The organism is Pelomonas lactea, from assembly GCF_043555885.1.
In the GTDB taxonomy this organism is placed as follows: Bacteria; Pseudomonadota; Gammaproteobacteria; order Burkholderiales; family Burkholderiaceae_C; genus Pelomonas; species Pelomonas lactea.
This window is the reverse complement of sequence record NZ_JBIGHX010000003.1, coordinates 414,015-438,399: the sequence shown is the minus strand read 5'-3', so window position 1 is coordinate 438,399 and position 24,385 is coordinate 414,015. Positions and strand designations below refer to the sequence as shown.

Here is a 24,385-nt window from a genome sequence, read left to right as displayed (position 1 = left end):
GGCCCGGTCTGGCGATGTGCTTGCGGCTCGAAGCCGCAAGCATCGCCGTCCCCTCGGGGGACCGGCCAAGGTACTCCTTGGACGAGGGGCCTGTCAGAACGAGTGATAGATGCCGGCCTCGATGCCGCGCGAGTCGTCACCCAAGGCAATCGCCGACCCACCGGGGATCAGGAAGCGGCCCGTCTTGCTATTGTTGACCTGCGAGAACGTCGTGTAGAGCGACGTGCGCTTGGACAGGTTGTGCACATAGCCCAGCGCGAACATCTTGCCCGTGTAGTCCTCGCCATTGGCGCTGTTGCGCGAATGCGCGTTGACGAAGCTGGCGCGGACGATGCCGCTGCCCACCGCGTAGTGCGCGCCGATGACGACGTTCTTCTGCTCGCGCGTCGTCTGCTTGCTGTTGTGGACGAGGCCCAGCAGCTTGAGCGCGCCGAGCGTGTAGCTGCCGCCCAGGTTGACGACCTTGAACTTGTCGCCCGCCGCAGTGTTGGTGGTCTCCGACACGCCCAGTGCCACGTCCAGCCCGTTGCCGGCCCAGCCCAGGCGCGCGCCGACGTAGCGGCCCGTGCTGCCCTCGCCCGCCGCCACCATGGCCTGGCCGTAAGCGCCGCCCAGCCCGTCGGGCAGGAAGTAGCCCACCGAGTTGTCGGAACGGATCACCGTCTTGGCCGTGCTGGAGGCGCCGTCGAAGCCGTAGACCAGGTTGCTGGCCGCGCCCACGCCGTTGGTGCCGAAGGCGTTGAACTTGCTGATGTTCCAGAAGGTCGGCGTGTAGTCGCGGCCCAGGCGCAGCTCGCCGGCATCCTTGCTCGCGAGGCTGACCGTCGCGCGGCGGCGCCAGTCGCCGCCTGAGCCGACGTCGGGGCCGATGGCGCCTTCCAGGTGGAAGCTGGCCGTCAGCCCATCGCCCAGGTTCTCCTGGCCGCGAAAGCCGATGCGGCTGGTCTGCAGGCCGTCGATGCTCTCCAGGTTCAGCGTCTTGCTGCCGTTCTTGATGCGCTGCACGCCGACGTCCAGCACGCCGAAGATGGTGACGCTGGAGGCCTGGGCTGCGGCCAGCGTGGCGGTGCCCGCCAGCAACGCGGCGGCGAGCGCCTTGGCTTGGAAGTTCATGGTTGTCTCCTGTTTATGACTTATGGGCCTTTCATGCTGGGCAGCCAGGCTGTCATTCCGCTGTCCAACGCGTCGGGGTAAACCTCAACTCCGGGGCAGGGCTACCCCGGTGCTAGCCTGCCGCCCCATGAAGTTGCTGGTCATCGAAGACAACGCCGCGATGCAGACCACGCTGCAGCGCTCCTTCGAGCGGCGCGGCTTCAAGGTCGCCATCTGCGACGACGGCGCCAAGGCCTTGGGCCGCTGGCACGCGGCTGTGCCCGACGTGGTGCTGCTGGACCTGTCCATGCCCGGCCTGGACGGCCTGGAGGTGCTGGCCCAGGCGCGCGCCGAGGGGTTGACGACGCCCGTCATCATCATCACGGCCCGCGGCACGCTGGGCGACAAGATCCTGGGCCTGAACACCGGCGCCGATGACTACCTGCCCAAGCCCTTCGACCTGGACGAGCTGGAGGCCCGCATCCGCGCGCTGGTGCGCCGCCAGGGCCAGGCGAGCGAGGGCTTCCGCGCCGCCGAGGCGCCCAGCTTCTGCGGGCTGCGCGCGGACGCCGACAGCGGCGCCGTCTACCACCACGGCCAGCCGCTGGACCTGCCACCGCGCGAGGCGGCGCTGCTGCGCGCGCTGCTCGTGCGGCCGGGTCAGGCGGTGGCCAAGGACCGGCTGTTCGAGCTGGTGTTTGCCGACGCCGCCGATGCGCAGCCCGATGCCATCGAGGTGGTCGCGTACCGGCTGCGCAAGCGGCTGGCTGCAACCGGGGCCAAGCTCGTCACGCTGCGCGGCCTGGGCTATCTGCTGCAGCCCGATGACTGAGCTGCGCCAGCGCCTGGCCGGCCTGTCCATGCGCGCCCGGCTGCTGTGGGGCATCCTGCTGCCGGTGGGCCTCATCGTGGCCATCAACACCGTGAGCCTGTACCGCGACACGCTGCGCGCGGTGGACACCGCCTACGACCGCACGCTGCTGGCCTCGGCCAAGGCCATCGGCGAGCTGCTGGGCGTGGACGGCAGCGGCGAGCAGGCGCGGCTGGTGGCCGCCGTGCCCTACGCCGCACTGGAGGCCTTCGAGACCGACAGCCGCAGCCGGCTGTACTTCCGCGTGCTGGGCTTCAAGGGCGAGATGGTGTCGGGCTACGACGACCTGCCCGCCTGGCAGGGCAAGCTGCCCGACCAGGGCGCCTACCCGGCGCTGGTGGACTTCTACGACGACACCTTCCGCGGCGAGCCGGTGCGCATGGCCGTGCTGCTGCAGCCGGTGTCGGGCCAGACCGGCATGGGCCTGGCCACCATCCAGGTGGCCGAGACGCTGGCGCTGCGCCGCAGCCTCGCGCGCCAGGTGCTGCTGCACACGCTGTGGCGGCAGGCGGCGCTGCTGGGCATCATCGCCGTCGTCGTGTGGGCCGTCGTGCAGCGCGCAACGCGCCCGGTGCGGGAACTCAGCGCCGCGCTGCGCGAGCGTGACGCCGACGACCTCAGCCCGCTGCAGGCACCGGGCCTGCCGGCCGAGCTGGCGCCGCTCATCGTCGCCACCAACGACGCGCTGGACCGCCAGGCCCGGCTGCTGGAGCACCAGAAGCGCTTCGTGCGCGACGCCTCGCACCAGCTGCGCACGCCGCTGGCCGTGCTGAAGGTGCAGGTGCAGTCGGCCCGCCAGGGCGACGTGGAGCCGCAGCAGGCGCTGGCCGAGATCGACACCACCGTGGCCCGCGCCACGCAGCTGGCCACGCAGATGCTGGCGCTGGCCCGTGCCGAGCAGATGCGCCAGCAGCGCGACGACATGCCGGTGCTGGACTGGGCCGACATCGTGCGCGCGATGGCGCTGGACCTGGCACCGCTGATTGCCAAGCAGCGGCTGGACTTCGACATCCACACCGAAGCTGCGCCCATCGCCAGCCACGAATGGGCGCTGCGCGAGCTGACGCGCAACCTGCTGCACAACGCGATCCAGCACACGCCGGCCGGCGGCCGGCTCGCCATCGCGCTGACGGTGCAGGCCGGTTCGGCGCGGTTGCTGATCGCGGACGGTGGCCCGGGCCTGACGCCCGAGCAGCAGCAACGCCTGTTCCTGCCGTTCGCCGTCGGCGAGGGGAGCGAGGGCTCGGGGCTGGGCCTGGCCATCTGCCAGGCCCTGGTGCATTCGCTGGGCGGGCAGATCACGCTCGGCAACCGCGTGGACGGCGGCCGCGTCGTCGGGCTGGACGCACGCGTGGACCTGCCGCTGCACGCCTGAACGCCGCCCGGTGCCCCCCGCGGCGGCGAGCGGCGGCGCCTCATGGCACCATGCCGGCCCATGACCCTTCACGTCGCCTGCCTCTGCGCCGCCTGGTGCCGCACCTGCGAGTCCTACCAGCAAGTCTTCGAATCCGCCTGCGCCGAGCTGCCGCAGGCCGGGCTGCAGGTGCGCTGGATCGACATCGAGGACGAGGCCGAGCTGATCGGCGACCTGGACATCGAGACCTTCCCGACGCTGCTGATCGCCGACGCCGAGCATGTGCGCTTCGCCGGCCCGCTGACGCCGCAGCCGGAGACGCTCAAGCGCGTGCTGCGCGCCCATCTGACGGACGCGACGCCGGCGCGGGTGGCGCCCGAGGTCACCGAGCTGGCGAGGCGCTTGCGGGCGGCGGGCTGACGTCCAGCGGCCTGCGACGCGGCCACTGGGCGGCATAGGCCGCCGACGCGATGTCCTCGGCGCTCCAGTGGCGCGTGAGCCAGATGGCCAGCGCCGCATTCGACAGATGCCACCAGGCCATGCTTCGTCGCGAAGGCTGACGCCAGTTGTGCTCTCGCGCCACCCAGTACGCGATGGTCTCGCCCGGCTGGGCTCGTCCATCGCCGGCCAGCAAGCGCAGCACATAGCCATAGGGGTTCATCGGAGCCACGGTCGGCATGCCCGAGCCTCGCGCCAGCCTCCACACCCACGCCTGCTGTTCCGCCGTGGCCATCTGCGCCGGCCGGGCCGGCATCGCGTCGAAGCGGCTCAGCCCGATCTCGTACAGCAGCCAGGGTGACAACATGGCCAGCAGCGCCGCGAGCAAGGCCATCATCCCTAGAACGCGGGCGATGAGCCGCGGGATTTTTCGCATGGTGAGCAAGTATGCAGCGCCCTGCCCTACCTGTAGGAGTCAACTGACATCCACAAGCGCCGCAAGCCGTCGCCGCCGGAGCTCGACGGCATCGACAGTGCGGTCATGGCCGACGCTCCCACCACTCCGCATGCCCCCCACGACCTCACGCCCACCGGCGCGGCCACCTTGTTTCTGCGCGTGGCCGGCGTCGCCGGCGCAGCGGCGCCGGCCGTGCGCGCCGTGCAGTTCGGCGCCGAGCGATTCGCCGAGCACGGCCGCAGCCTGGCCACCGCGCAGCGCGTGGACGACGACCGCAGCCAGCCACGCCCCTTCTTCCCGCGGTTGAAGAGCAATCTGCAGGTCTGGAGCGCCGCGCTGGAGGTGCTGTCCGAGCACGGCCTGCAGGCCGACAGCGACCCGGCGCATGCCTGGCTGCTGGACAACGCCCGCCTCGTGCAACAGCAGCTCGACGAGGTGCTGCACGACCTGCCACGCAGCTACTTCCAGCGCCTGCCGCGGCTGGCCGATGAGCCGCTGCAGGGCCTGCCGCGCGTCTACGGCGTGGCCTGGGCCTGGGTGGCGCATGCCGACAGCTCGCTGGACATGGCGCTGATGCGCCACTTCCTGGCCGGCCACCACGAGGCGCAGGCACTGACGCTGCGCGAGCTGTGGGCGCTGCCGTCCACGCTGCGCGTGGTGCTTGTCGAAAACCTGCGCCGGCTGGCCGAGCGCGCCGCCTGGCGCCACCTGGGCCGGCGCGCCGCGCAGGCCCTGTTCGAGGCCCTGCCCCACCTCAGCGCCGCGGCCGTGCGCCAGCAGCTGACGGCCTGGCAGGCCCGTTGGCCGAACGACCCGGCCATCCAGGCCCTGGCGCTGCGCCTGCACGAGCGCCTGGTGGACCGCGCGCTGGGCCAGCATGAGGACGGCGACGATGACGACTCCGCCTGGGATGCCGCCCGCGACTGGCTGACCGCACAGCTGCCCGACCCCGCCGCCGCGCAGGCGGCCGAGCAGTCCGAGGGCGCGGCCGACCATCAGAGCATCCGCAACGCGATCGGCAGCCTGCGCCACCTCGGCGCCGCCAACTGGGCCGGACTGTTCGACGACGTGCACCCGGCGCTGAAGGCGTTGAACCACATCGACGTCTACCGCCAGGAGCAGGAGAGCACGCAGGACCGCAGCATGCACGCCATCGAGGCGCTCGCAGCACGGCACGGGCTGCCCGAGGCCGAGGTCGCGCACGTGCTGCGGGTGCTGTGCAACGACGCCCAATGGGCGCCCGACGCCGCCGAGCGCGCGCCGCTGCACTGGCTGACCGGCCGCGGCCATGCGCAATTGCTCGCCGAGTTGCGTGTGAAGCCGACGTGGCTGAAGCGCGCGGGTGCCTCGCTGCAGCCGCACCGCACGCTCATCTATCTGTCCAGCCTGGGGTTGCTCAGCATTGCTGCGATGGCCTTGCTGCTGGCGCTGGGGTTGCCGCACGACGCGGGCTGGCCCATGACGGTGGCCGCGGCGCTGCTGGCCGCGCTGCCCGCCAGCGAGGCCATCGTCGCGCTGGCCAACCGGCTGATCAGCGAAGGCGCCCGGCCGCTGCGGCTGCCGCGGCTGGCCTGGCCCGGCGGCATCCCCCCCGAGGCGCGCGTCATGGTGGTCATTCCTTGCATGCTGACGCGGCCCAAGGGCATCGCCACGCTGCTGGCACAGTTGGAGCGACACCACCTCGCCAATCTGGAAGGCGAGGCGCAGTTCGCGCTGCTCAGCGACTACGGCGACGCCAAGGCCCAGCATCTGCCGCAGGACGCAGCGCTGCTGGCGCAGGCCCGTGCGGGCGTGGAAGCGCTGAACCAGCGCCACGGCCCCAGCTGCGGCGGGCTGCCGCGCTTCCTGCTGCTGCACCGCGAGCGCCGCTGGAGCGAGACCGAGCAGAAGTGGATCGGCTGGGAGCGCAAGCGCGGCAAGACCGAGGCGCTGGTCACCCTGCTCGCGGGCCATGCGCCCGAGACGCTGCCCGACCGTTTCATCGACCTGGGCGAGTTTTCCACGCCGGCACCGGGCATGCGCCACGTCGTCACGCTGGACAGCGACACCGCCCTGCCCCCCGGCGCGCTGCGCGAGCTGGTGTCCATCGCCGCGCACCCGCTGAACCGGCCGCGCGTGGCCACGTCCGCGCGTGGCGCCGTCACCGTCGTGCATGGTCACGGCATGCTGCAGCCGCGCATCGCCACGCCGTTGGCCACGGCCGCCGGCAGCTCCACGGTGCATGGCACCTGGTTCCACAGCCTGTTCGCCGGCCAGCCGGGGGTGGACCCCTACAGCACGGCCGCGTCCGAGGTCTACCAGGACTTGTTCGACGAAGGCAGCGCTACCGGCAAGGGCCTCATCGACGTGCACGCCGCGGCGCAGGTGCTGGCGCACCGGCTGCCCGAGGGCCAGGTCCTCAGCCATGACCTGCTGGAAGGCTCGCTGATGCGCTGCGGCGGCGTCAGCGACGTGGTGCTGGTGGAGCCCGCCCCCATGCACGCCGATGTGGCCGCGTCGCGCATCCACCGCTGGACGCGCGGCGACTGGCAACTGTGGCCCTTCATCGAGCACCCGCGCCGCTGGGGCCTGCGCGGCGTGCACCTGTGGAAGATGCTGGACAACCTGCGCCGCAGCCTCGTCGCCCCGGCATCGCTGCTGCTGCTGGTCGCGTCGTGGCTGGGGCTGGGCCTCACGCCCGGCTGGGCGCTGGCCGCCGTGGCCGCGGCCTTCGGCGCCGGGCCGCTGATGGGCGCACTGGCTGCCTGCGCGCCGGCGCGGGACCGCATCTCGCTGCCGCGCTTCTACCGCCAGGCGGCCATCGAACTGAGCCGCGCCGTGGCCGGCACGCTGTGGCACCTGGCCATGCTGCCGGCGGCCACCTGGCTGCAGCTGGATGCCATCGTGCGCGCCGTCTGGCGCCAGCGCGTCACGCGTCGCGGCCTGCTGGAGTGGACGACCGCGGACGCCGCCGAGGCCGCGGCGCGCACCGACTGGATGTCGCTGCTGACCCAGCATCGCAAGCTGAGCATCGCCACCGGCGTGCTGGCCACGCTGCTGGTCAACGCCGAGTTCCTGGGCCTGACGGTGGCCTGGCCCGTCGCCCTGCCGCTGCTGGCGGCCTGGATGCTGGCACCGCTGTGGATCGCGCTCGCCAGCCGGCCACGCGCGCGGCCGCGCCGCGAGGCCGTCACCGACGAGGAGCGCCACTACCTGCTGGGCGTGGCGCGCGACACCTGGCGCTGGTTCGAGCGCTGGGTCACGAAGGACGACCACGACCTGCCGCCCGACAACGTGCAGTTCGACCCCGACGTCGCCGTCGCCCACCGCACCTCGCCCACCAACATCGGCCTGTACCTGCTGTCGGCCTGCTGCGCGCGCGAGTTCGGCTGGCTGCACAACGTGGGCCTGGCCGAGCGCATCGGCCGCACGCTGGACACGCTGGAGCAATGCCCCAAGCACCGCGGCCATCTCTACAACTGGATGGACACGCAGCGCCTGGCCGTGCTGGAGCCGCACTACGTGTCGACGGTCGACAGCGGCAACCTGTGCGCCTTCCTGCTGGTCGTGGCGGCCGCCTGCGAGGGCTTTGCGCGCGGCGAGGACGGCATGGCCCCGCCGCCCGAAGTCGCCGACGCGCTCAACGCCGTGGCCGCCCGCGCCCGCGCGCTGGCGCTGGCACACGACTTCACGTGGCTGTACGACCCGCAGCGCCGGCTGCTGCACATCGGCGCCATCGCGCAGCCCGGCGTTGCACACGGCGAGGAGCGGCTGGACCAGAACCACTACGACCTGCTCGCCTCCGAGGCGCGCCTGACCAGCCTCGTCGGCATCGCCAAGGGCGACCTGCCCGCCTCGCACTGGGGCGCCTTGGGCCGGCCTTTCTTCTCGCGCGGCACCGTCACCGGCCTGAAGAGCTGGTCGGGCTCGATGTTCGAGATGCTGATGCCCTCCCTCGTGCTGGACGAGCCGGCGGGCAGCGCGCTGGAGGAGGCGGCCCGCGCCACCGTGATGGAGCAGATCCGCGCCGGCCGTGCCAAGGGCCTGCCTTGGGGTGTCTCAGAAAGCGCCTATGCCAAGCGCGACGAGAGCCTGGCCTACCAGTACGGCCCGCAGGGCAACGCAGCACTGGCGCTGCGCGACACGCCGCCGGAGGAGATCGTCATCGCCCCCTACGCCAGCCTGATGGCGACCATGGTGATGCCGCGCGCCGCGGTGGCGAATTTGCGCCACCTGCAGGCGCTGGGCGCCCGCCACGAGCTGGGCTTCATGGAGGCGCTGGACTACACCGCCACGCGCCAGCCCGAGCCCACCACCGACGGCGAACCGCAGGGCCCGCGCGTGCAGCGCATCGGCACGTCCATGAGCCATCACCAGGGCATGGCGCTGGTTGCGCTGACCGAGGTGCTCAGCGGCGGCGCGCCGCAGCGCTGGGCCGACGCCGAGCCGCGCCTGTCGGCCGTGCGCTGGCTGCTGCACGAGCGCGCGCCGCACGAGGTGCCGCCGCTGAAGGAACCGCCCGCCACGCCCACACGCGCCACGCCGCGGCGGGCCCACATCTCGCTGGTCGTGCCCGACACGCGCGGCCGCGCGCTGCCCGCCACCGGCTGGCTGGGCCACGGCCGGCTCAACACCATGCTGCGCGAGCACGGCGGCGGCACGCTGCTGTTCGGCGAGCCCGGCCAGCAGGTGCTGGTGAGCCGCTGGCATGACGACCTCGCGCAGGACCTGCTGGGACACCACCTGCACCTGCGCGGCCTGGATACGCCCTGGCCCGCCAGCACCGAGAGCAGCTGGCGCGGCGGCCCCGAGTCCAGCCCCTGGCGGTCGCTGACGCTGCGGCCCACGCCGGGCCCGCAGTGGCGCTACAGCGCGCGGCTGCATCCGGCCAGCGCGCAGTTCACCGCCGAGGGCGAGCAGCTGCACGCGCACACCGAGGTCTGGGTGGCCGTGGAAGACGACGTCGAGCTGCGCCGCGTGACGCTGCGCAACCTGTCCGACCGCGAGCGCCACCTGGTGCTGGTGTCCAGCTTCGAGCCCGTGCTGGCCCCGGCCCGTGCCGACCTGGCACACCCGGCCTTCGGCAAGCTGTTCCTGCAGGCCCGCTGGGCGCCCGAGCAGCGCGCACTGCACTGGCAGCGCCTGCCGCGCGGCCACAAGGAGGTGCCGCTGCACGCGGTGCACGCACTCGTGGGCCTGGAGGTGGAAGGCGGCGCGCGGCTGCTGCGCGTGCAGGCCGGCGCCGACCGCGCCCATTGGCTGGCCCGCGGCGGCCGTGCCGGCCAGCCGGGCGGCGCCATCGCGCGCGCCGACGCCAAGGCGCTGCGCAACCCGGTGCCCGGTCTCAGCACCGACGCCGGCGCGCTGGACACCGGCAACGACCCGCTGTCGCTGCTGCACCTGGCACTCACGCTGCCGCCCGGGGGGCGCGTGGAGCTGACCTTCGCCACCGCCGCCGCGCCCGAGGCGCAGACGCTGAACCACCTGCTCGACAAGCTGGCCCAGCCGGCGCTGCGCGAGCGCACGCTGATGCTGGCCCACACGATGGCCGGCGTGCGCACGCAGGGCGCCGGCCTGGCACCGGGCGCCTGGCGCGCGGGCCTCGCGCTGCAGACGCTGCTGACCTCGCAGGGTGCGCGCGACGGCGTGCCGGCGCTGGAGGGCTTCTTCCAGCGCGATGCGCTGTGGCGCCACGGCGTGTCGGGCGACGCGCCCATCATCCTCGTCCGCGTGGCCGACACGACCGGCGTGATGATGGTGCGCGAGCTGTGCGCGCTGCTGCAGGCCCAGGGCAGCCCGCTGGCGGTGGACATCGTCGTGCTGGACGCCGAGCCGGCCTCCTACCTCGCGCCGGTGTCGCGCGCGCTGCGCTCGCTGGCCGAGCAGCTGCGCGGCCGCGCCAGGCTGCATGTGCTGGCCGACGGTGCCGTGCAGGACGACACCCGCTTCGCGCTGAACCTGCTGGCCCGCGTGCGCTGGTTCGCCGACGGCCGGCCGCTGGCGCAGCAGCTGGAGCGCCTCACCGCGCCGCACGAGCAGGCCGCCAAGGCACGCCGCGCGGCCGGTGCCGTGCATGTGCTGTGGAACCACGCCGAGCCCGGCGCCGTGCAGCCACCGCACGACTTCGACACCGCCAGCGGCGCCTGCCGCTTCGAGCTGGCCCCCAGGAGCCAGCCGCCGCGGCCCTGGGTCAACGTCATCGCCAACGAGCACTTCGGCTGCCAGGTGTCCGAACGCGGTGCCGGCATGGCCTGGGCCGGCAACAGCCGGCTGCACCAGATCACGCCGTGGTCCAACGACGCGCTGCTGGACTCGCCCGGCGAGTGGCTGATGCTGCACTGCCTGGACAGCGGCTGCGCCTGGCTGCTGGGCCGCGCGAGCCCCCACCAGCCGGTGAGCCACCTGCCCGGCGCCACGGCGCTGGCGTTCACGCTGCCGGGCCTCGTCGTGCGGCTGCGCTGGACGGTGGATGCCCGCACCGCCGTGCGCCAATGCCAGGTCGAGCTGCACGCCGCGCCCGGCACGGCGCCGCGCCGGCTGCGCCTGCTGGCCGGCGCGCAATGGCAGCTGGGCATGGACAGCGGCGCGCGGCGCAGCGTCGTCACGCGCATAGACCCCGGCTCGGCCGACACGCCCACGCTGGTGCTGGCCACGCAGGCCGACGGCCTCAACGGCTTCGGCGGGCACACGGCATGGCTGGCGCTGCGCCCCACGCGCGGCAGCGACCAGACGCCCGACCAGATCGAGGCACTGGCCGAAGACCATGCGCTGTGGCCGTGGCCGCAGGAAGCCGGCTTCGCGGCCGACCTGAACCCGCCGCGGCTTTGGCAGGCCGCCGTCGAGGCCAGCGGCGACCGCCGCCTGCTGTTCGACGACGAGGGTCGCCTCGTCATGCCGCTGGCTCTCGACGGCCAGGCCGGCCCCGGCGCCGACGCCGCCGCGCTGCTGGCCGTGCCGCTGCGGCTGGAGGCCGGCCATGCGTGGCATGCCACGGTGCTGCTGGGCCACGCGCCCAGCTTGCCCGCGGCCCGCGAACTGGCCCGCGACGCCTGGACCGTGGACCCGCTGCAACGCCTGGCCGCGCAGCGCGCCGTGTGGCGGCGCTTGAGCGCGCCGGTGCAGGTGGCCACGCCGGACGCGGGCTTCGACGCCCTCGTCAACCACTGGCTGCCGACCCAGGTGCTGGCCTGCCGCATCTGGGGTCGCGCGGGCTTCTTCCAGGCCGGCGGCGCGTTCGGCTTCCGCGACCAGCTGCAGGACGCGATGTCGCTGGTGCAGCACGCGCCCGAGCGGCTGGCCGAGCAGATCCGCCGCCATGCGCGCCGCCAGTTCCGCGAGGGCGACGTGCAGCACTGGTGGCACGAGCCGGCCGGCGCCGGCGTGCGCACGCATTTCGCCGACGACCGGCTGTGGCTGGCCTTTGCATTGGCGCTCTACACCGAGCGCACCGGCGACACCGCGCTGGCCGACGAGCAACTGCCCTTCATCGACGGCCGGCCCGTGCCCGAAGGTGCCGAGGACATCTACGAGTCACCCGCTATCACCGACGAGACCGCCAGCCTCTACGAGCACGCGGCGCGCAGCATCGACATCAGCCTGGCCGTCGGCGCGCACGGCCTGCCGCTGTTCGGCACCGGCGACTGGAACGACGGCATGAACCGCGTCGGCGCGGGCGGCCAGGGCGAGTCGGTGTGGATGGGCTTCTTCCTGTGCGCCGTCATCGACGCGCTGCATCCGCTGGCCGTCGCGCGCAACGAGCAGGCGCGCGCGCAGCGCTGGCGCGAGGCGCGCGCGCGGCTCAGCGCCGCGCTGGACGCGCAGGCCTGGGACGGCGACTGGTACCGTCGCGGCTGGTTCGACGACGGCAGCGTGCTGGGCACGCACACCGCCAGCGAGTGCCGCATCGACCTCATCGTGCAGGCCTGGGCCGTGCTGACCGGCGCCGCCGACCCCGAGCGCGCCCGCCGTGCGCTGGACAGTGCCTGGCGCGAGCTGCACGACCGCGACGCGCACCTGCTGCGCCTGCTGTGGCCGCCGCTGAAGGACCACCAGCCCGAGGCCGGCTACATCCAGGCCTACCCCGGCGGCGTGCGCGAGAACGGCGGCCAGTACAACCATGCCGCCACCTGGGCACTGATGGCCAGCGCCAAGCTGGGCCAGGCCGACCGTGCCTGGGCGGCGTTCACGGCCATCAGCCCGGCGCACCGCAGCGCGCATGGCGCCGTCTACGGGCTGGAGCCGTTCGCCGTGGCTGGCGACATCGAAACCGCGCAGCCGCACGCCGGCCGCGGTGGCTGGAGCTGGTACACCGGCGCGGCCGGCTGGCTGCTGCGCGCGGCGGTCGAGTCCATCTGCGGCGTGCGGCTTGTTCACGGCCGGCTGACCGTGCAGCCCTGCCTGCCGCCGCACTGGCAGCAGGCCCGGGTGCGGCTGCAGGCGGACGGCCGCGGGATCGAGGTGCTGGTGCAGCGCGCCCCCGCCGATGCCCAAGCGCCGTCAGGCTACCGCCGCCTGCCACCGGGCACGACGCTGCTGCTGGCCGAGGCGGCGGGTGAGCTGCGCCTGTGGGTGCCCGCCGCCGAGGTCGCCGCGGCGCCGCGCGCCGAACCGGCGCTGCTGGCCTGATGAGGCCGGCCCAAAACAAAAGCGGCCCGCGGGCCGCTTTTGCGATGGCAGAAGGTCGCTCGGGCCGCTCAGGCCGTCAGGCTCAGCACCAGCGCCATCACGGCGCTGCCCAGCACAACCGTCGTGAACAGCCGCTGGCCCACTGCGGCGTCCAGCGCCTCCAGCGAGCACAGCGCACGCTGGCTACGGTCCGACAACGTGCGGCATTGGCGCAGGTGTGCGCCCAGGCTGTCCCGATGTTGACGCAGCAAAAGTTCGGTGGCTCGGGACATGGGGGACTCCTTGGGTTTTGGGTGAGCTTCAAATCTAGATCCGGACACGCGCCGTTGCATTCGGCGACAGACGCCACGGCCCGTAGTCCGGCTCCTACGCGTCTTGAGGCACGATGCGAGCCATGACCGCCCGCCTGCTCCGCCTCGCCCTCGCGGTCTGCACCGCCCTGTGGGTGGGCAATCTGCATGCCCAGCCGTTGCAGGTGGGCTCCAAGCGCTTCACCGAAAGCTATCTGCTCGGTGAAATCGTCAGCCAGACGCTCGTCGCGCAGGGCATCGCTGCCGAACACCGCCAGGGCCTGGGCAACACGGCCATCCTGGCCGCCGCATTGCGCGAGGGGCAGATCGACATCTACCCCGAGTACACCGGCACCATTGTTCGCGAGCTGCTCAAGCGCGACTCGCCCGCCGACGCGCAGGCGCCACTGGCGCAGATCAACGCCTGGCTGCAACCGCTGGGCCTGAAGGCGGCGGTGCCGCTGGGCTTCAACAACAGCTATGCGCTGGCGATGCGCGAGGCCGACGCGGCGCGGCTGGGCATCGCATCCATCTCCGACCTGGCCGCCAGGCCCGCCGCCCTCAAGCTGGGGCTGTCCCACGAGTTCATCGCCCGCGCCGACGGTTGGCCCGCATTGCAACGCGCCTACGGACTGGCGCTGAACGCCGGCGCCGGGCTGGACCATGGCCTGGCGTACCAGGCCTTGGCGGGTGGCCAGGTGGACCTCATCGACGTCTACACGACCGACGCGCAGCTGGCCCGCCAGCCGGTGCGCGTGCTGAAGGACGACCGGCAGTTCTTCCCGCGCTACGACGCCGTGCTGCTGATGCGCGCGACGGTGGACGACAAGCCGCTGCAGGCCTTGCGCGGCCGCCTGCCTGAGGCGCGCATGATCCAGCTCAACGCCGCCGCCGAGCTGCAAGGGCGGCCCTTCGCCGACGTGGCACGCGGTTTTCTGCAACCGGCACCCTCACCCGCGCCGGCGCCGGGCGTGATGGCACGCCTGCTGGCACCCGACCTGCCACGCTTGCTGGCCCAGCATCTGGCGCTGGTGCTGGGGTCGGTGGCATTGGCCGTCGCGCTGGCCGTGCCGCTGGGCATCGCCGCTCACCGCCTGCCGCGCCTGGCCGCGCCGGTCATGGCGGCAGCCGGCCTGCTGCAGACCTTGCCGTCGCTGGCACTGCTGGCGTTCCTGATCGCACTGCTGGGCCACATCGGCTTCGTGCCGGCGTTGCTGGCGCTGTTCGTCTATGCGCTGCTGCCCATCGTGCACAACACACACGCCGGCCTGCAAGGCGTGCCGACCGGACTTACGCAGGCCGCTCTGGCGCTGGGGCTGACGCGCAGCCAGACCTTGCGCGTGGTGCAGCTGCCGCTGGCGCTGCCCACGCTGATGGCGGGCGTGAAGACGGCCGCCGTCACCAACGTCGGCACGGCCACCGTGGCCGCGTTCGTCGGCGCCGGCGGGCTGGGCGAGCGCATCGTCGCCGGGCTGGCCGTCAACGACAGCGCGCTGATGCTGGCCGGCGCCTTGCCGGCTGCGGCGCTGGCGGTCGTCGTGCAACTGGTATTCGACGGGATGGAGCGGCGCCTCACGCCGGTTCACAATCGTTGCCAAACACGTTGGGACCGAGGGGCATGAACGCAACGAGGCGATCAGGCATGTGGTTGCTGGGGCTGCTGGCCGCGGGCGCGGCGCACGCCGGTTGCTCACGCGTCATCGACGTGCCCATGGCGCCCATCGGCGTCAGCGTGCGCTTCGAGCAGGGGCGCCCTCAGGGCATCTACCCCACGCTGCTGCGTGAAGTCGCCGTGGGCGCAGCCTGCCAGGTCGCGATGCAGCAGGTGCCGCGCGCGCGCCAGCAGTCCATGTTCGACGGCGGCCAGGCCGACGTGCTCATCCCGGCGTCGGCCACGCCATCCCGCGACGCAAACGCGGAGTTCGTGCCACTGATCCAGGTGCGCGCCAGCCTGCTGACGCTGGACGGCGAGGCCGCCGTGCCGCGCTCGCTGGCCGACCTGGTGGCCCTGCCCGACTACAAGCTGGTGGTCGTGCGCGGCTTCTCGTTCGGCCCCGCCTATGACGCCGCCATCGCGACGCTGCGCCAACGCCAGCGCCTCGTCGAGGAGGCCGACCCGGCCGGCGTCGCCCGCGCGCTGCGGTTGGGGCTGGCGCCGGCCACCGTCATGACGGCTTCCATCCTGGTGGGCACGCTGGCGACGGAGCCCGACCTGGCACCGCTGCTCAAGCGGCTACGCGTGGAGCCGCTGGATGAGCTGGGCTGGAACGCCAGCGGCGTGTACCTGTCGCGCCGCCTGGGCGAACCCGACCGGCGACTGCTGCGCCAGGCCTTCGGCCAGGCGGCCCGCGCCGGGCGCGTCTGGCAACTGTTCAACGAGCACCACCCGCCGGGCAGCCTGGGCGGCAGCATCCGTCCGCTGCCCTGACGAGCGCCGTCAGCGCAGCTGGCTGCTGTAGTCCAGCGGCATCCAGGTCCAGCCCTTGCCGGCCTGCTTCAGCCGGCCCACGCCGGGGAAGCTGAAGTGCGTCGCGGCGACAAGGCTGCCGCTGGCGGCCAGCTCGGCAAACACGCGGGCACGCGTCTGCGCCGCCTGCGGCTCGTCGGTGTCGAACGCGATGGTCACCTCCGGTGACGCCAGCTGCACGGACGCGACATGGATCAGGTCGCCGATCAGCACCAGCCGCTGCCCCTGGCTCTCCACGGCATAGATCGTGTGGCCGGGCGTGTGGCCGTGGGCCGCGACGGCACGGATGCCCGGCACGATCTCGGCGTCGCGCTCCAGCGTCCGGAAGCGGCCGGCCTGCACATACGGCGCCAGCGACGCCTGCGCCCCCTGGAAGAAGCCCTTGGCCTCCTTGGGCGCCGCCTCGGCCTTGGCAGCGGACAGCCAGTGGTCGGCATCGGCCTTGTCGGCATGCACGGTGGCGTTGGCAAACACGCGCTGGCCATCGGCCGCCAGGCCACCCACGTGGTCGGGGTGCATGTGGGTGATCAAGATGTCGTCGACCTGCTCCGGCCGGTAGCCGGCCGCACGGATCTGCGCCGCCAGCTTGCCCAGCGTCGGGCCGAACAGCGCACCGGCGCCGGCGTCCACCAGCACGAGGCGACTGCCGGTGTTGATGAGCCAGGCGTTGACGGAGGTCTCCAGCGGGGCGGTCTGGAAGTGCTGCTTCAGGCCCTCAGCGACACGGCCGGTCGGTGCGTGCAGCAGTTGGTCGACCGGCAGGGTGGCGGTGCCGTCGCTCAGCGACGTCACCTCGAAGCTGCCCAGCATCAGGCGGTACCAGCCGGGCGCCTGCGTCTTGACCTGCGGCGCGGCGGCGCGCGCGGGTACGGGCAGGCTGGCGAGCGCGAAACCAGCCAGTGCCAGCGCCGATGCGATGGCCAGGCGGCCCGGCGTGGTCTGGCGGCGGCGCGATGGGAGCGGGAAGGGAGCGGAGGTGGATGTCATGGCAGCTTCGGGTCGATGGTGTGAGGGAGTGGCGGGTTGTTCGCGAAACGGAGCGGATTGTTTTGTTTTGCGTTTCCCAGAACAATCACGCCGAACGCAAATGCCATTTGCGAATTTCGCAAAATAAGCCCCATGATCGAAGCGCTGGACACCTTTCTCGCCGTCGCCGCTCACGGCAGTTTCTCGGAGGTCGCGCGCCGGCAGGACGTGGCGGTGTCATCCGTCACGCGCAAGATCGACGCGCTGGAAGCCGAGCTGGGCAGCCGTCTGTTCCACCGCAGCCCGCGCCGCCTGGCACTGACCGACGCCGGCGAGCAGTTCCTGCCCCGGGCGCGCAACATCCTGGGCGAACTCGCGGGCGCCAAGGAGGCGCTGCAGGCCGCCGACGGCGAGCCGCGCGGCCTGCTGGCGGTGACGGCACCCACCGTGTTCGGCCGCCGCCATGTCGTCGGTGCGCTGGCGAGCTTCCTGCGCCGCTACCCCGACATCGAGGTGGACCTGCACCTCACCGACCAGATCGTCGACCTGTCCGAGCAGCGCATGGACGTCGCCATCCGCATCGGCGTGTTGCCCGACAGCGACCTGTGCGCCACGCAACTCGCACAGGTGCGCCTGATCACCTGCGCCAGCCCCGCCTACCTGGCCCGCGCCGGCCGACCGCAGACGCCCGAGGCGCTGATGGACCACGACTGCATCACCGTCGCCACGCCGCCGGCACCGGGCTTCGTCTGGCGCTATGCCGGCGTGAACCGCAATCAGCCATTGCCGGTCCGCGGCCGCTACCGCACCGATGACAAGGACGGCATGCTCCAGGCGGCGTTGCAGGGCGTGGGCGTGCTGCACATGGCGACCTGGGTGGTCTGCGACCACCTGCGCTCCGGTGAGCTGGTTGCGCTGTTCCCGGAGGAAGCCACTGCGCCGGCCGCGCCCGGCACGCCCGGCATCCACGCCGTGCGCCTGCCTGGGCGCAGCCATGCGGCGAAGTCCCGGCTGTTCATCGACCACCTGCGCGCCGAGATCGGCGAAATACCGTGGTGGGACCGCCTGCCGGGCACGGATCCGCGCGCCTGACAGCGGCCCCGTCCCGCTGCTACGCATCAGTTTTGTGGACGCCACGCCCGGCCCGGGTTGCCTGCGGGAAGCCGCGCCTCGGAAAATTCTCCGCAAATCACGCGGAGGCCGGCGATGCATCCCTCGGCAGATTCCTCATGCCCACCCTCCCATGCCGGCATTGCGGTGACGGATTCGCCCGCGGGAAAACTAGCGCTTGAAATACAGAAACTCACCGGCGAACTCCGGCATCAAGCCACGCAGGCCCAGCTGACCATCGAGAAACTCCGCCTGGAGAGCGAGAAACTGCAGCTCGACCTGGCGCGTGCCGCCGTGCACGATCCGCTGGCGCAACGAAAACTTGAGCTGGACATTCGCGAGCTGAGTCGCTCGCCCTGGCTCCGCCCGGGCACCATCATCCCGCTGGCGGCCACGGTCGGAACCATCCTGTTCGCCCAGTTTCAGGGTGTCTTCGATGTGGCGCGGCGCCGCCTCGAACTGAGCAACCTCAAGCTGCAGATCGATTCGGCCAACCTGACCGCGGGCAACGAGCAATTGCGCCAGAAGCGCGAAACCATCGACCACGACATCCTCAAACTCGCCGCGGACCGGGAGAAACTCCAGGAAACGTTGAAGGGACTGCAGAAAGACAAACTGGCACTGGAATCCAGAGTGCAGGACACGACCCGCCAGCTGGAAACCATGGCGCGGCGCCTGACGCAAGTCCAGACCCAGGCGCAGATCGCCGACACCAAGGCCCGCGCCTCCTATCCGGCATTCCGGACCCAGGTGCTGTCGGATGTTTATGCGCGCGTGAAGGCAACCTGCCGCGCGACGACGCTCCCGCTGTTTGCCGATGAACGCGGCACCGCGTCGCAACTCGAGGTCAGACCGCGCCCGGACGAGAGCACGCTGCTGAATCGCTCGCGCTCCGGCTGCATCCAGGAAATTGTCGACTCGGTCGAAACGACCCGTCAGCTGGAAGCTCAGGACCGGGAGGCACTGGCGGAAGACGTCCGGCAGCTGTCGGCCCTCATCGACGAGCTGCGACGGCAGGCGCTGACGGCCTACGCCGACGCCACGCAGTCCACCGGCGCCTGGGTGCTGAACCTGCCGCTGGACGCACCGCTGTCCAGATCGCTGCGAGATTCCCTGCGGGGCAGCGGCCAAGCATTGCCGGCCACCGAACCGCTACGCGGCCAATGGATCGAATGGCGGCGGCGCTACCTCGTCGAGCTTCACTACTTGAACCAGACGAATGGACTGCTGGGCCAGGACTGGCTGCACCTCTCAGACCCACGCTAGCCGCCGAAGCCGGGGCTGCGCCGCTCCGGCGGGGGCTGAGCCTTTTTCAAAGGCCGAAAAAACAAAACCCGCACAAGGCGGGTTTTGGTGGTTTGAGCCGACCTTTGCAGGATCGGCTCGAAATTTTGGTGGGCCCTGTAGGATTCGAACCTACGACCAACGGATTAAGAGTCCGCTGCTCTACCAACTGAGCTAAGAGCCCTGATTCAACTTGACTTGCGTCTTGCTGAGCCAATCATTATAGCGCGATTTTTTGGATCTCGCCAGAAATTTCTGGTGGGACGTGCAGGATTCGAACCTGCGACCAACGGATTAAAAGTCCGCTGCTCTACCGACTGAGCTAACGTCCCGCGTCAAGCAGAGCCCGCCATTATAGGCAGGTTTTTTGCCAGTCGGCAAAAATTTTCATGCAACGGTCTTCAAGCCGGTGGGCGCAGCAGATGCAGACGCTGCAGCTCGGCCGCTGCGCACAGCCCGAAGGTCGCCGTGACGGCGACGCTGGAACCGTAGCCGTGGCAGTTCAGGCTGCCGTCCACCTCGGCAACCTCGCAGGCCTCGCCCTCACCCAACTGCGGCAGATGCACCGGCTCGCGCGAGTAGACGCAGGCGACGTTCATGCCGCCGCTGCGCGGCGCACCGTGGTGCTTGCGCAGCCGCTGGCGCAGCGACGCCAGCAGCGGGTCGTGCGTCGTGGCGCTGAGGTCGTCGAGCTGCACGCGGTGCGGCTCGCGCTTGCCGCCGGCGGCACCGACCGTGACGAAGGGCAGCCCGCGCTCGCGCGCCCAGGCAGCCAGCGTGGCCTTGGCGCGGACCTGGTCGCAGCAGTCGATGAGGCCGTCGACCTCGGCGTCGCCGATCAGCGCCGGCCAGTTGTCGGGCTCGACGAATTCCTCGATGACACGCACCGTGCAGCCGGGGTGGATGTCGGCGATGCGCAGCCGCAGCGCCTCGGCCTTGGCCATGCCCACCGTCGCCCCCAGTGCCTGGATCTGGCGGTTGATGTTGGATTCGGAGACCTGGTCCAGGTCGATCAGCGTCAGCTCTGCAGCACCGCTGCGGGCCAGCGCCTCGACAGCCCAGGAGCCGACGCCGCCCAGCCCGACGACCGCGAAGCGCGCGGTGCGCAGGCGCTGGTAGGCGGCGTCGCCATGCAGGCGGCGCAGGCCGCCGAAGCGACGCTCCAGATCAGCGTCGAGCTGATCCGCAGACATCACTTCAGCGTCGCCAGGCGTTCCTTGCCGGCTTGCGCGGCTTCGGTGCCGGGGTAGGCCTTGATGAGGTCTTCGAGGCTGCGTCGCGCGGCCTTGTTGTCCTTCAACTCGGCCTGGCAGTTGGCCAGCGCGAGCAGCGCCTCCGGCGCGCGCGGGTGGTCAGGGTTGCCGGCGATGAGGGCCTTGAAGGTCGCGATCGCGTCCTTGTAGTCCCGCTTGCCGTACTGCGCGTTGCCCAGCCAGAAGCGCACCGAGTCGGTGTAGCCACTGGCCGTGTAGCGCTTCAGGAAGGCGTTCAGCGCGGCCACGGCCTCGGCGAAGTCGCCGCGGCGCACGAGGCCGATGGCGGCGTCGTACTGGCTGCGTTCGTCGGGGCTGACCTGGAACTCGCGGCCGTCGAGGCTGACCTTCTGCGGCTCCAGCGGCTTCAGGCGGGCATCGATGGACTGGGACTGGTCCGTGACCTTGCGCTGCGTGTCGGCCAGGTCGCGCGCGAGGCGCTCGTTGGCGCCGCGCAGCGTGGCGACCTCGGCGCGCAGCGCGTCGAGCTGGCTGTTGAGCTCCAGCATGCTGCGGCGCAGCGGCTGGAGCTGGTCCTGCACCAGCGAGTTGAGCTGCTCGGCGCGCTGCTTGGCGGCGTCCTCGTTGGCCTGGATCTTGGCGCGCAGTTCGAGGATGGCCTTGCGGGCTTCGTCATCCTCGAACAGGCCGGCCGAGGCCGGCTGCATGAAGGCTGCGCCCGCAGCCAGGGCCACCAGCGTCAGACGCAGTCCACGCATCACTTGTCCTTGAGCTCGACGCGGCGGTTCTTGCCCCAGGCTTCTTCGCCGCTGCCTTGCACGGCCGGGCGCTCCTTGCCGAAGCTGACGGCCTCGACCTGGTTGGTGCCCACGCCCAGCAGCGTCAGCGACTTGGCGACAGCTTCGGCACGACGCTGACCCAGGGCCAGGTTGTACTCGCGGCCACCGCGCTCGTCGGTGTGGCCTTCCAGCGTCAGCGCCAGCTTCTTGTTGTTGTTCAGGCGCTTGGCGTGCAGGTCCACCAGCGGGCGGTACTCTTCCTTGACGATGTCGCTGTCGAAGTCGAAGTAGACGACGCGCTTGCCCTGCACTTGCTGCGTCAGCTGTTCGTCCAGCGTCAGCGTCGTGACCTTGCCCTCCGGAACAGTGGCGACCTTGGGTTGAGCCGGGGCAACGGGCGGCGCGACGGGCGCGGCTTCCTTGACCGGCGCGGGCTCGTCCAGCTTGACGGCGGATTGGCAGCCTGCCAGCACGGCGGCGGCAACCAGGGTGAGCGCGTAACGGGTCAGCTTCATTCGAGTGTTCTCCACAACAGACGGGGGGCGGGGTGAAACGTCAATGCCGACAACGTTGCCGGCGCGATATTGTCCAACATGGTGCGAGTCATACGATCACTGGGCGCCAAAAGAGCCCCAGGTCGGCTCGCGCACCTCGGCCAGCGTGACCAGCAGCGGCGTCTTGATCTTGCCGTCCAGCGTGGTGGTCATCAGCACTTCCTTGCCGCCGGCGCGGCTGGCGTAGACGATGAGCTTGCTGTTGGGCGCGAAGGACGGGCTTTCGTCGTCGTTGGCGTCGCTGATCTGCTGGGACTGGCCGGTGGCGATGTCCATCACGCAAAGCCGGAAGGCGCCGCCGTTGCGCGTGACGTAGGCCATGGTGCGGCCGTCCGGGCTGATGGCGGGGCTGATGTTGTAGTTGCCGTTGAACGTGACGCGCTCGGCCGCGCCGCCGCCGGCGGGCATGCGGTAAATCTGCGGGCCGCCGCCCCGGTCGCTGACGAAGTAGATCTTGCTGCCGTCGGGGGCGTAGCAGGCCTCGGTGTCGATGGCGCTGCTCTGCGCGAGGCGGCGCAGGCCGGAGCCGTCGCGGTTGATGACGAACAGCTGCGTGCCGCCCTCGCGCGACAGGCTCAGTGCGAGCTGGCCGCCGTCGGGCGACCAGGCGGGCGCGCTGTTGGTGCCCTTGAAGTCGGCCAGCACGCGGCGCGCGCCGGTCTGTACGTCCTGGATGCGCACGGTGGCCTTGCCGCTCTCGAACGACACATACGCCAGCTCGCGGCCGTTGGGCGCCCAGGCGGGTGAGATGATGGGCTCGGGGCTGGTCAGCGCGACCTTGGCGCCCTCGCCGTCGGCATCGGCGATGACCAAGCTGTAGCGCCGCCCGGCCTTGGTGACGTAGGCCATGCGCGTGGCGAACACGCCCTTGTCGCCGGTGAGCTTCTCGTAGATGACATCGGCGATGCGGTGGGCCGCCAGGCGCGCGTCGTCGGGATGCACGGCCTGGGCCTGGCCGATGACCTCGGCGCCCCGCACGACATCCCACAGCTTGAAGCGGATGTCCAGCCGGCCGTCGGCCAGCCGACTGACGGAACCAGCCACGAGATCGTCCACCTGGCGGGCCTTCCAGTCGGCGTAGGCCGGCGCGCTGGTTTCGCTGAGGGCGCCGGCCACGTCAACGGTGCGGAACAGGCCGCTGCGCTCCAGATCGGCGCGGATGATGGCGGCGATGGGCTGGGGCGACTTGGACTCGTCGCGGAAGTCGACGATGGCCACCGGGATGCGGGTGCCACCAACGCCAGCGATGACGATCTTGACCTGGGCCAGGGCCGGCCCCGCGCCCAGCATGGCGAGGGCCGCGAGGCTGCGGCGACGGGAAACGGGTGCGAACATGGCGCGCGATTCTGCCGCAGTCGACCCGGCTGGGACGTCAGACAAGGCCCCGACTTTGCAATCCCTTATGCAAACACTGCGCTACAGCAGCACGATGTCGTAGTGCTCGGTCTGGTTGGTGGGCTCGGCCGTCAGCGAGATGGGCTTGCCGATGAAGTCGGACAGGCCGGCCAGGTGGGCGCTCTCCTCGTCCAGCATCATCTCCACGACGTTGGCAGCGGCGACGACGCGGAACTCGCGCGGCGAGAACTGGCGCGCCTCACGCAGGATCTCGCGCAGGATGTCGTAGCAGACCGACCGCGCCGTCTTCACCTGGCCGCGCCCCTCGCAGGTCCGGCAGGGTTCGCACAGCATGCGGGACAGCGACTCGCGCGTTCGCTTGCGCGTCATCTCCACCAGGCCCAGTTGCGTGAAGCCGCCCACGGTGACCTTGGTGCGGTCGCGGCTGAGCTGCTTCTTGAACTCGGCCAGCACGGCGGCCTTGTGCTCCTCGCGCGTCATGTCGATGAAGTCGACGATGATGATGCCGCCCAGGTTGCGCAGGCGCAGCTGGCGGGCGATGGCGCCGGCCGCCTCGAGGTTGGTCTTGAAGATGGTGTCGTCGAAGTTCTTCGCGCCGACGAAGCCGCCCGTGTTGACGTCGATGGTGGTCATCGCCTCGGTCTGGTCGAACACGAGGGACCCGCCGGACTTCAGCTCCACCTTGCGCGCCAGCGCCCGGGCGATCTCGGCGTCAACGTTGCACAGGTCGAAGATGGGCCGCTCGCCGCGGTAGTGCTCCAGCTTGGCCGTGGCGGACGGCATGAAGGTCTCGCCGAAGGCGCGCAGCACGTCGTACTGCATGCGCGAGTCGATGCGGATGTGGCCCGTGCGTTCGTTGGTCAGGTCGCGCAGCACGCGTTCGACGAGGCTCAGGTCCTGGTGCAACAGGCTGGCCGGCGCGGTGCTCAGCGCCTTCTCGCGGATCTGGTGCCAGGTCTTGCGCAGGTAGGCGATGTCCGCGGCCAGCTCCTCGTCAGACGCGTCTTCCGCGTTGGTGCGCAGGATGAAGCCGCCGCCACCGCCCTGCTCCTTGCTGCCTACCAGCGCCGCCATGCGGGCGCGCAGGGCCTCGCGCGTCTCGGGCGAGCCGATCTTCTGGCTGATGCCGATGTGCTCGTCCTGCGGCAGGTACACCAGCATGCGGCCGGCGATGCTGATCTGGCTGGACAGCCGCGCGCCCTTGGTGCCGATCGGGTCCTTGATGACCTGCACCGTCAGCGGCTGGCCCTCGAAGACCAGGCGCTCGATGGGCGTGGGCGGCGTGTCCGCGCTTTGATGCCGGCCATGGCCGAACTGCGACGCGCTGTGCAGGTCGGCCACGTGCAGGAAGGCCGCGCGCTCCAGGCCGATGTCGATGAAGGCGCTCTGCATGCCCGGCAGCACGCGCACGACCTTGCCGAGGTAGACGTTGCCGACCAGGCCCCGCTCCAACGTGCGCTCGATGTGCAGCTCCTGCACGGCGCCGTTCTCGACCACCGCCACCCGCGTCTCCTGCGGGGACCAGTTGATCAGGATGTCTTCCATCTCT

17 protein-coding genes and 2 tRNA genes are annotated in these 24,385 nt (G+C 71.4%); 8 read left to right on the top strand and 11 right to left on the bottom strand.

Going from position 1 to position 24,385, the window contains the following annotated elements:
• Positions 1-93 precede the first annotated feature (93 nt).
• The gene (locus ACG04Q_RS10550; RefSeq protein ID WP_394510874.1) at positions 94-1,113 is read right to left on the bottom strand and encodes a porin; all 1,020 of its coding nucleotides are present in this window, start codon (positions 1,111-1,113) and stop codon (positions 94-96) included.
• Positions 1,114-1,240: 127 nt separating this feature from the next.
• Here ACG04Q_RS10550 and ACG04Q_RS10545 point away from each other — a divergent pair, with 127 nt between their 5' ends.
• Genes ACG04Q_RS10545 through ACG04Q_RS10535 form a run of 3 tightly spaced genes read left to right on the top strand, consistent with a single transcriptional unit; the run spans position 1,241 to position 3,737 of the window.
• A complete protein-coding gene (locus tag ACG04Q_RS10545; RefSeq protein WP_394510873.1) occupies positions 1,241-1,924 on the top strand; it encodes a response regulator transcription factor in 684 nt (227 codons plus the stop codon).
• A complete protein-coding gene (locus ACG04Q_RS10540) occupies positions 1,917-3,338 on the top strand; it encodes a sensor histidine kinase (RefSeq protein ID WP_394510872.1) in 1,422 nt (473 codons plus the stop codon). Before ACG04Q_RS10545 ends, ACG04Q_RS10540 begins: the two co-directional genes overlap by 8 nt.
• 60 nt (positions 3,339-3,398) lie before the next feature.
• Complete coding sequence (locus ACG04Q_RS10535; RefSeq protein ID WP_394510871.1) at positions 3,399-3,737, top strand: thioredoxin domain-containing protein; 339 nt, start codon at positions 3,399-3,401, stop codon at positions 3,735-3,737.
• Here ACG04Q_RS10535 and ACG04Q_RS10530 read toward each other — a convergent pair.
• Positions 3,700-4,191, bottom strand: coding sequence for a hypothetical protein (locus tag ACG04Q_RS10530; RefSeq protein ID WP_394510870.1), 492 nt, complete (start codon positions 4,189-4,191; stop codon positions 3,700-3,702). The genes ACG04Q_RS10535 and ACG04Q_RS10530 overlap by 38 nt on opposite strands.
• 105 nt (positions 4,192-4,296) lie before the next feature.
• Between ACG04Q_RS10530 and ACG04Q_RS10525 the strand changes: the two genes are divergently transcribed.
• Positions 4,297-12,816, top strand: a complete 8,520-nt coding sequence (locus ACG04Q_RS10525; RefSeq protein WP_394510868.1) for a GH36-type glycosyl hydrolase domain-containing protein — start codon at positions 4,297-4,299, stop codon at positions 12,814-12,816.
• A 68-nt stretch (positions 12,817-12,884) separates the two neighbouring features.
• Here the strand turns inward: ACG04Q_RS10525 and ACG04Q_RS10520 are convergent, their stop codons facing one another.
• A complete protein-coding gene (locus ACG04Q_RS10520) occupies positions 12,885-13,088 on the bottom strand; it encodes a hypothetical protein (RefSeq protein WP_394510866.1) in 204 nt (67 codons plus the stop codon).
• A gap of 113 nt (positions 13,089-13,201) precedes the next feature.
• Here ACG04Q_RS10520 and ACG04Q_RS10515 point away from each other — a divergent pair, with 113 nt between their 5' ends.
• Together ACG04Q_RS10515 and ACG04Q_RS10510 are read left to right on the top strand one after the other, a co-directional pair.
• Entirely contained in the window at positions 13,202-14,728 is a 1,527-nt protein-coding gene (locus ACG04Q_RS10515; protein WP_394510865.1) for a glycine betaine ABC transporter substrate-binding protein, read from the top strand.
• Between the two features lie 20 nt (positions 14,729-14,748).
• Entirely contained in the window at positions 14,749-15,534 is a 786-nt protein-coding gene (locus ACG04Q_RS10510) for a substrate-binding periplasmic protein (protein WP_394510864.1), read from the top strand.
• Positions 15,535-15,543: 9 nt separating this feature from the next.
• Here ACG04Q_RS10510 and ACG04Q_RS10505 read toward each other — a convergent pair whose 3' ends face one another.
• Complete coding sequence (locus tag ACG04Q_RS10505; RefSeq protein ID WP_394510863.1) at positions 15,544-16,560, bottom strand: MBL fold metallo-hydrolase; 1,017 nt, start codon at positions 16,558-16,560, stop codon at positions 15,544-15,546.
• A 132-nt stretch (positions 16,561-16,692) separates the two neighbouring features.
• Between ACG04Q_RS10505 and ACG04Q_RS10500 the strand changes: the two genes are divergently transcribed.
• Both ACG04Q_RS10500 and ACG04Q_RS10495 read left to right on the top strand, forming a co-directional pair.
• A complete protein-coding gene (locus tag ACG04Q_RS10500; RefSeq protein ID WP_394510862.1) occupies positions 16,693-17,631 on the top strand; it encodes a LysR family transcriptional regulator in 939 nt (312 codons plus the stop codon).
• Between the two features lie 114 nt (positions 17,632-17,745).
• Entirely contained in the window at positions 17,746-18,915 is a 1,170-nt protein-coding gene (locus ACG04Q_RS10495; RefSeq protein ID WP_394510861.1) for a coiled-coil domain-containing protein, read from the top strand.
• Positions 18,916-19,041: 126 nt separating this feature from the next.
• Here the strand turns inward: ACG04Q_RS10495 and ACG04Q_RS10490 are convergent.
• The 7 genes from ACG04Q_RS10490 to rng form a co-directional block, all read right to left on the bottom strand.
• Positions 19,042-19,117: transfer RNA gene (locus ACG04Q_RS10490), tRNA-Lys, on the bottom strand.
• Positions 19,118-19,189: 72 nt separating this feature from the next.
• Positions 19,190-19,265, bottom strand: a tRNA-Lys gene (locus ACG04Q_RS10485).
• A 69-nt stretch (positions 19,266-19,334) separates the two neighbouring features.
• Entirely contained in the window at positions 19,335-20,126 is a 792-nt protein-coding gene (locus ACG04Q_RS10480) for a tRNA threonylcarbamoyladenosine dehydratase (protein WP_394510860.1), read from the bottom strand.
• Positions 20,126-20,905: a tol-pal system protein YbgF gene (gene ybgF / locus ACG04Q_RS10475; protein WP_394510859.1), complete on the bottom strand. Its 780-nt coding sequence runs from the start codon at positions 20,903-20,905 to the stop codon at positions 20,126-20,128. The genes ACG04Q_RS10480 and ybgF overlap by 1 nt, the downstream gene beginning before the upstream one ends.
• Positions 20,905-21,441, bottom strand: coding sequence for a peptidoglycan-associated lipoprotein Pal (pal, locus tag ACG04Q_RS10470; protein WP_394510858.1), 537 nt, complete (start codon positions 21,439-21,441; stop codon positions 20,905-20,907). The genes ybgF and pal overlap by 1 nt, the downstream gene beginning before the upstream one ends.
• A gap of 96 nt (positions 21,442-21,537) precedes the next feature.
• The gene (gene tolB / locus ACG04Q_RS10465) at positions 21,538-22,815 is read right to left on the bottom strand and encodes a Tol-Pal system beta propeller repeat protein TolB (protein ID WP_394510857.1); all 1,278 of its coding nucleotides are present in this window, start codon (positions 22,813-22,815) and stop codon (positions 21,538-21,540) included.
• Between the two features lie 81 nt (positions 22,816-22,896).
• A complete protein-coding gene (rng, locus tag ACG04Q_RS10460) occupies positions 22,897-24,381 on the bottom strand; it encodes a ribonuclease G (RefSeq protein ID WP_394510856.1) in 1,485 nt (494 codons plus the stop codon).
• Between the last annotated feature and the right edge of the window lie 4 nt (positions 24,382-24,385).

Excerpts from the sequence above, each read along its gene's own strand:
- ACG04Q_RS10550 (WP_394510874.1), bottom strand. The coding sequence starts at position 1,113 with ATGAACTTCCAAGCCAAGGCGCTCGCCGCCGCGTTGCTGGCGGGCACC.
- ACG04Q_RS10545 (WP_394510873.1), top strand. The coding sequence starts at position 1,241 with ATGAAGTTGCTGGTCATCGAAGACAACGCCGCGATGCAGACCACGCTG.
- ACG04Q_RS10540 (WP_394510872.1), top strand. The coding sequence starts at position 1,917 with ATGACTGAGCTGCGCCAGCGCCTGGCCGGCCTGTCCATGCGCGCCCGG.
- ACG04Q_RS10535 (WP_394510871.1), top strand. The coding sequence starts at position 3,399 with ATGACCCTTCACGTCGCCTGCCTCTGCGCCGCCTGGTGCCGCACCTGC.
- ACG04Q_RS10530 (WP_394510870.1), bottom strand. The coding sequence starts at position 4,191 with ATGCGAAAAATCCCGCGGCTCATCGCCCGCGTTCTAGGGATGATGGCC.
- ACG04Q_RS10525 (WP_394510868.1), top strand. The coding sequence starts at position 4,297 with ATGGCCGACGCTCCCACCACTCCGCATGCCCCCCACGACCTCACGCCC.
- ACG04Q_RS10520 (WP_394510866.1), bottom strand. The coding sequence starts at position 13,088 with ATGTCCCGAGCCACCGAACTTTTGCTGCGTCAACATCGGGACAGCCTG.
- ACG04Q_RS10515 (WP_394510865.1), top strand. The coding sequence starts at position 13,202 with ATGCGAGCCATGACCGCCCGCCTGCTCCGCCTCGCCCTCGCGGTCTGC.
- ACG04Q_RS10510 (WP_394510864.1), top strand. The coding sequence starts at position 14,749 with ATGTGGTTGCTGGGGCTGCTGGCCGCGGGCGCGGCGCACGCCGGTTGC.
- ACG04Q_RS10505 (WP_394510863.1), bottom strand. The coding sequence starts at position 16,560 with ATGACATCCACCTCCGCTCCCTTCCCGCTCCCATCGCGCCGCCGCCAG.
- ACG04Q_RS10500 (WP_394510862.1), top strand. The coding sequence starts at position 16,693 with ATGATCGAAGCGCTGGACACCTTTCTCGCCGTCGCCGCTCACGGCAGT.
- ACG04Q_RS10495 (WP_394510861.1), top strand. The coding sequence starts at position 17,746 with ATGCATCCCTCGGCAGATTCCTCATGCCCACCCTCCCATGCCGGCATT.
- ACG04Q_RS10480 (WP_394510860.1), bottom strand. The coding sequence starts at position 20,126 with ATGTCTGCGGATCAGCTCGACGCTGATCTGGAGCGTCGCTTCGGCGGC.
- ybgF (WP_394510859.1), bottom strand. The coding sequence starts at position 20,905 with ATGCGTGGACTGCGTCTGACGCTGGTGGCCCTGGCTGCGGGCGCAGCC.
- pal (WP_394510858.1), bottom strand. The coding sequence starts at position 21,441 with ATGAAGCTGACCCGTTACGCGCTCACCCTGGTTGCCGCCGCCGTGCTG.
- tolB (WP_394510857.1), bottom strand. The coding sequence starts at position 22,815 with ATGTTCGCACCCGTTTCCCGTCGCCGCAGCCTCGCGGCCCTCGCCATG.
- rng (WP_394510856.1), bottom strand. The coding sequence starts at position 24,381 with ATGGAAGACATCCTGATCAACTGGTCCCCGCAGGAGACGCGGGTGGCG.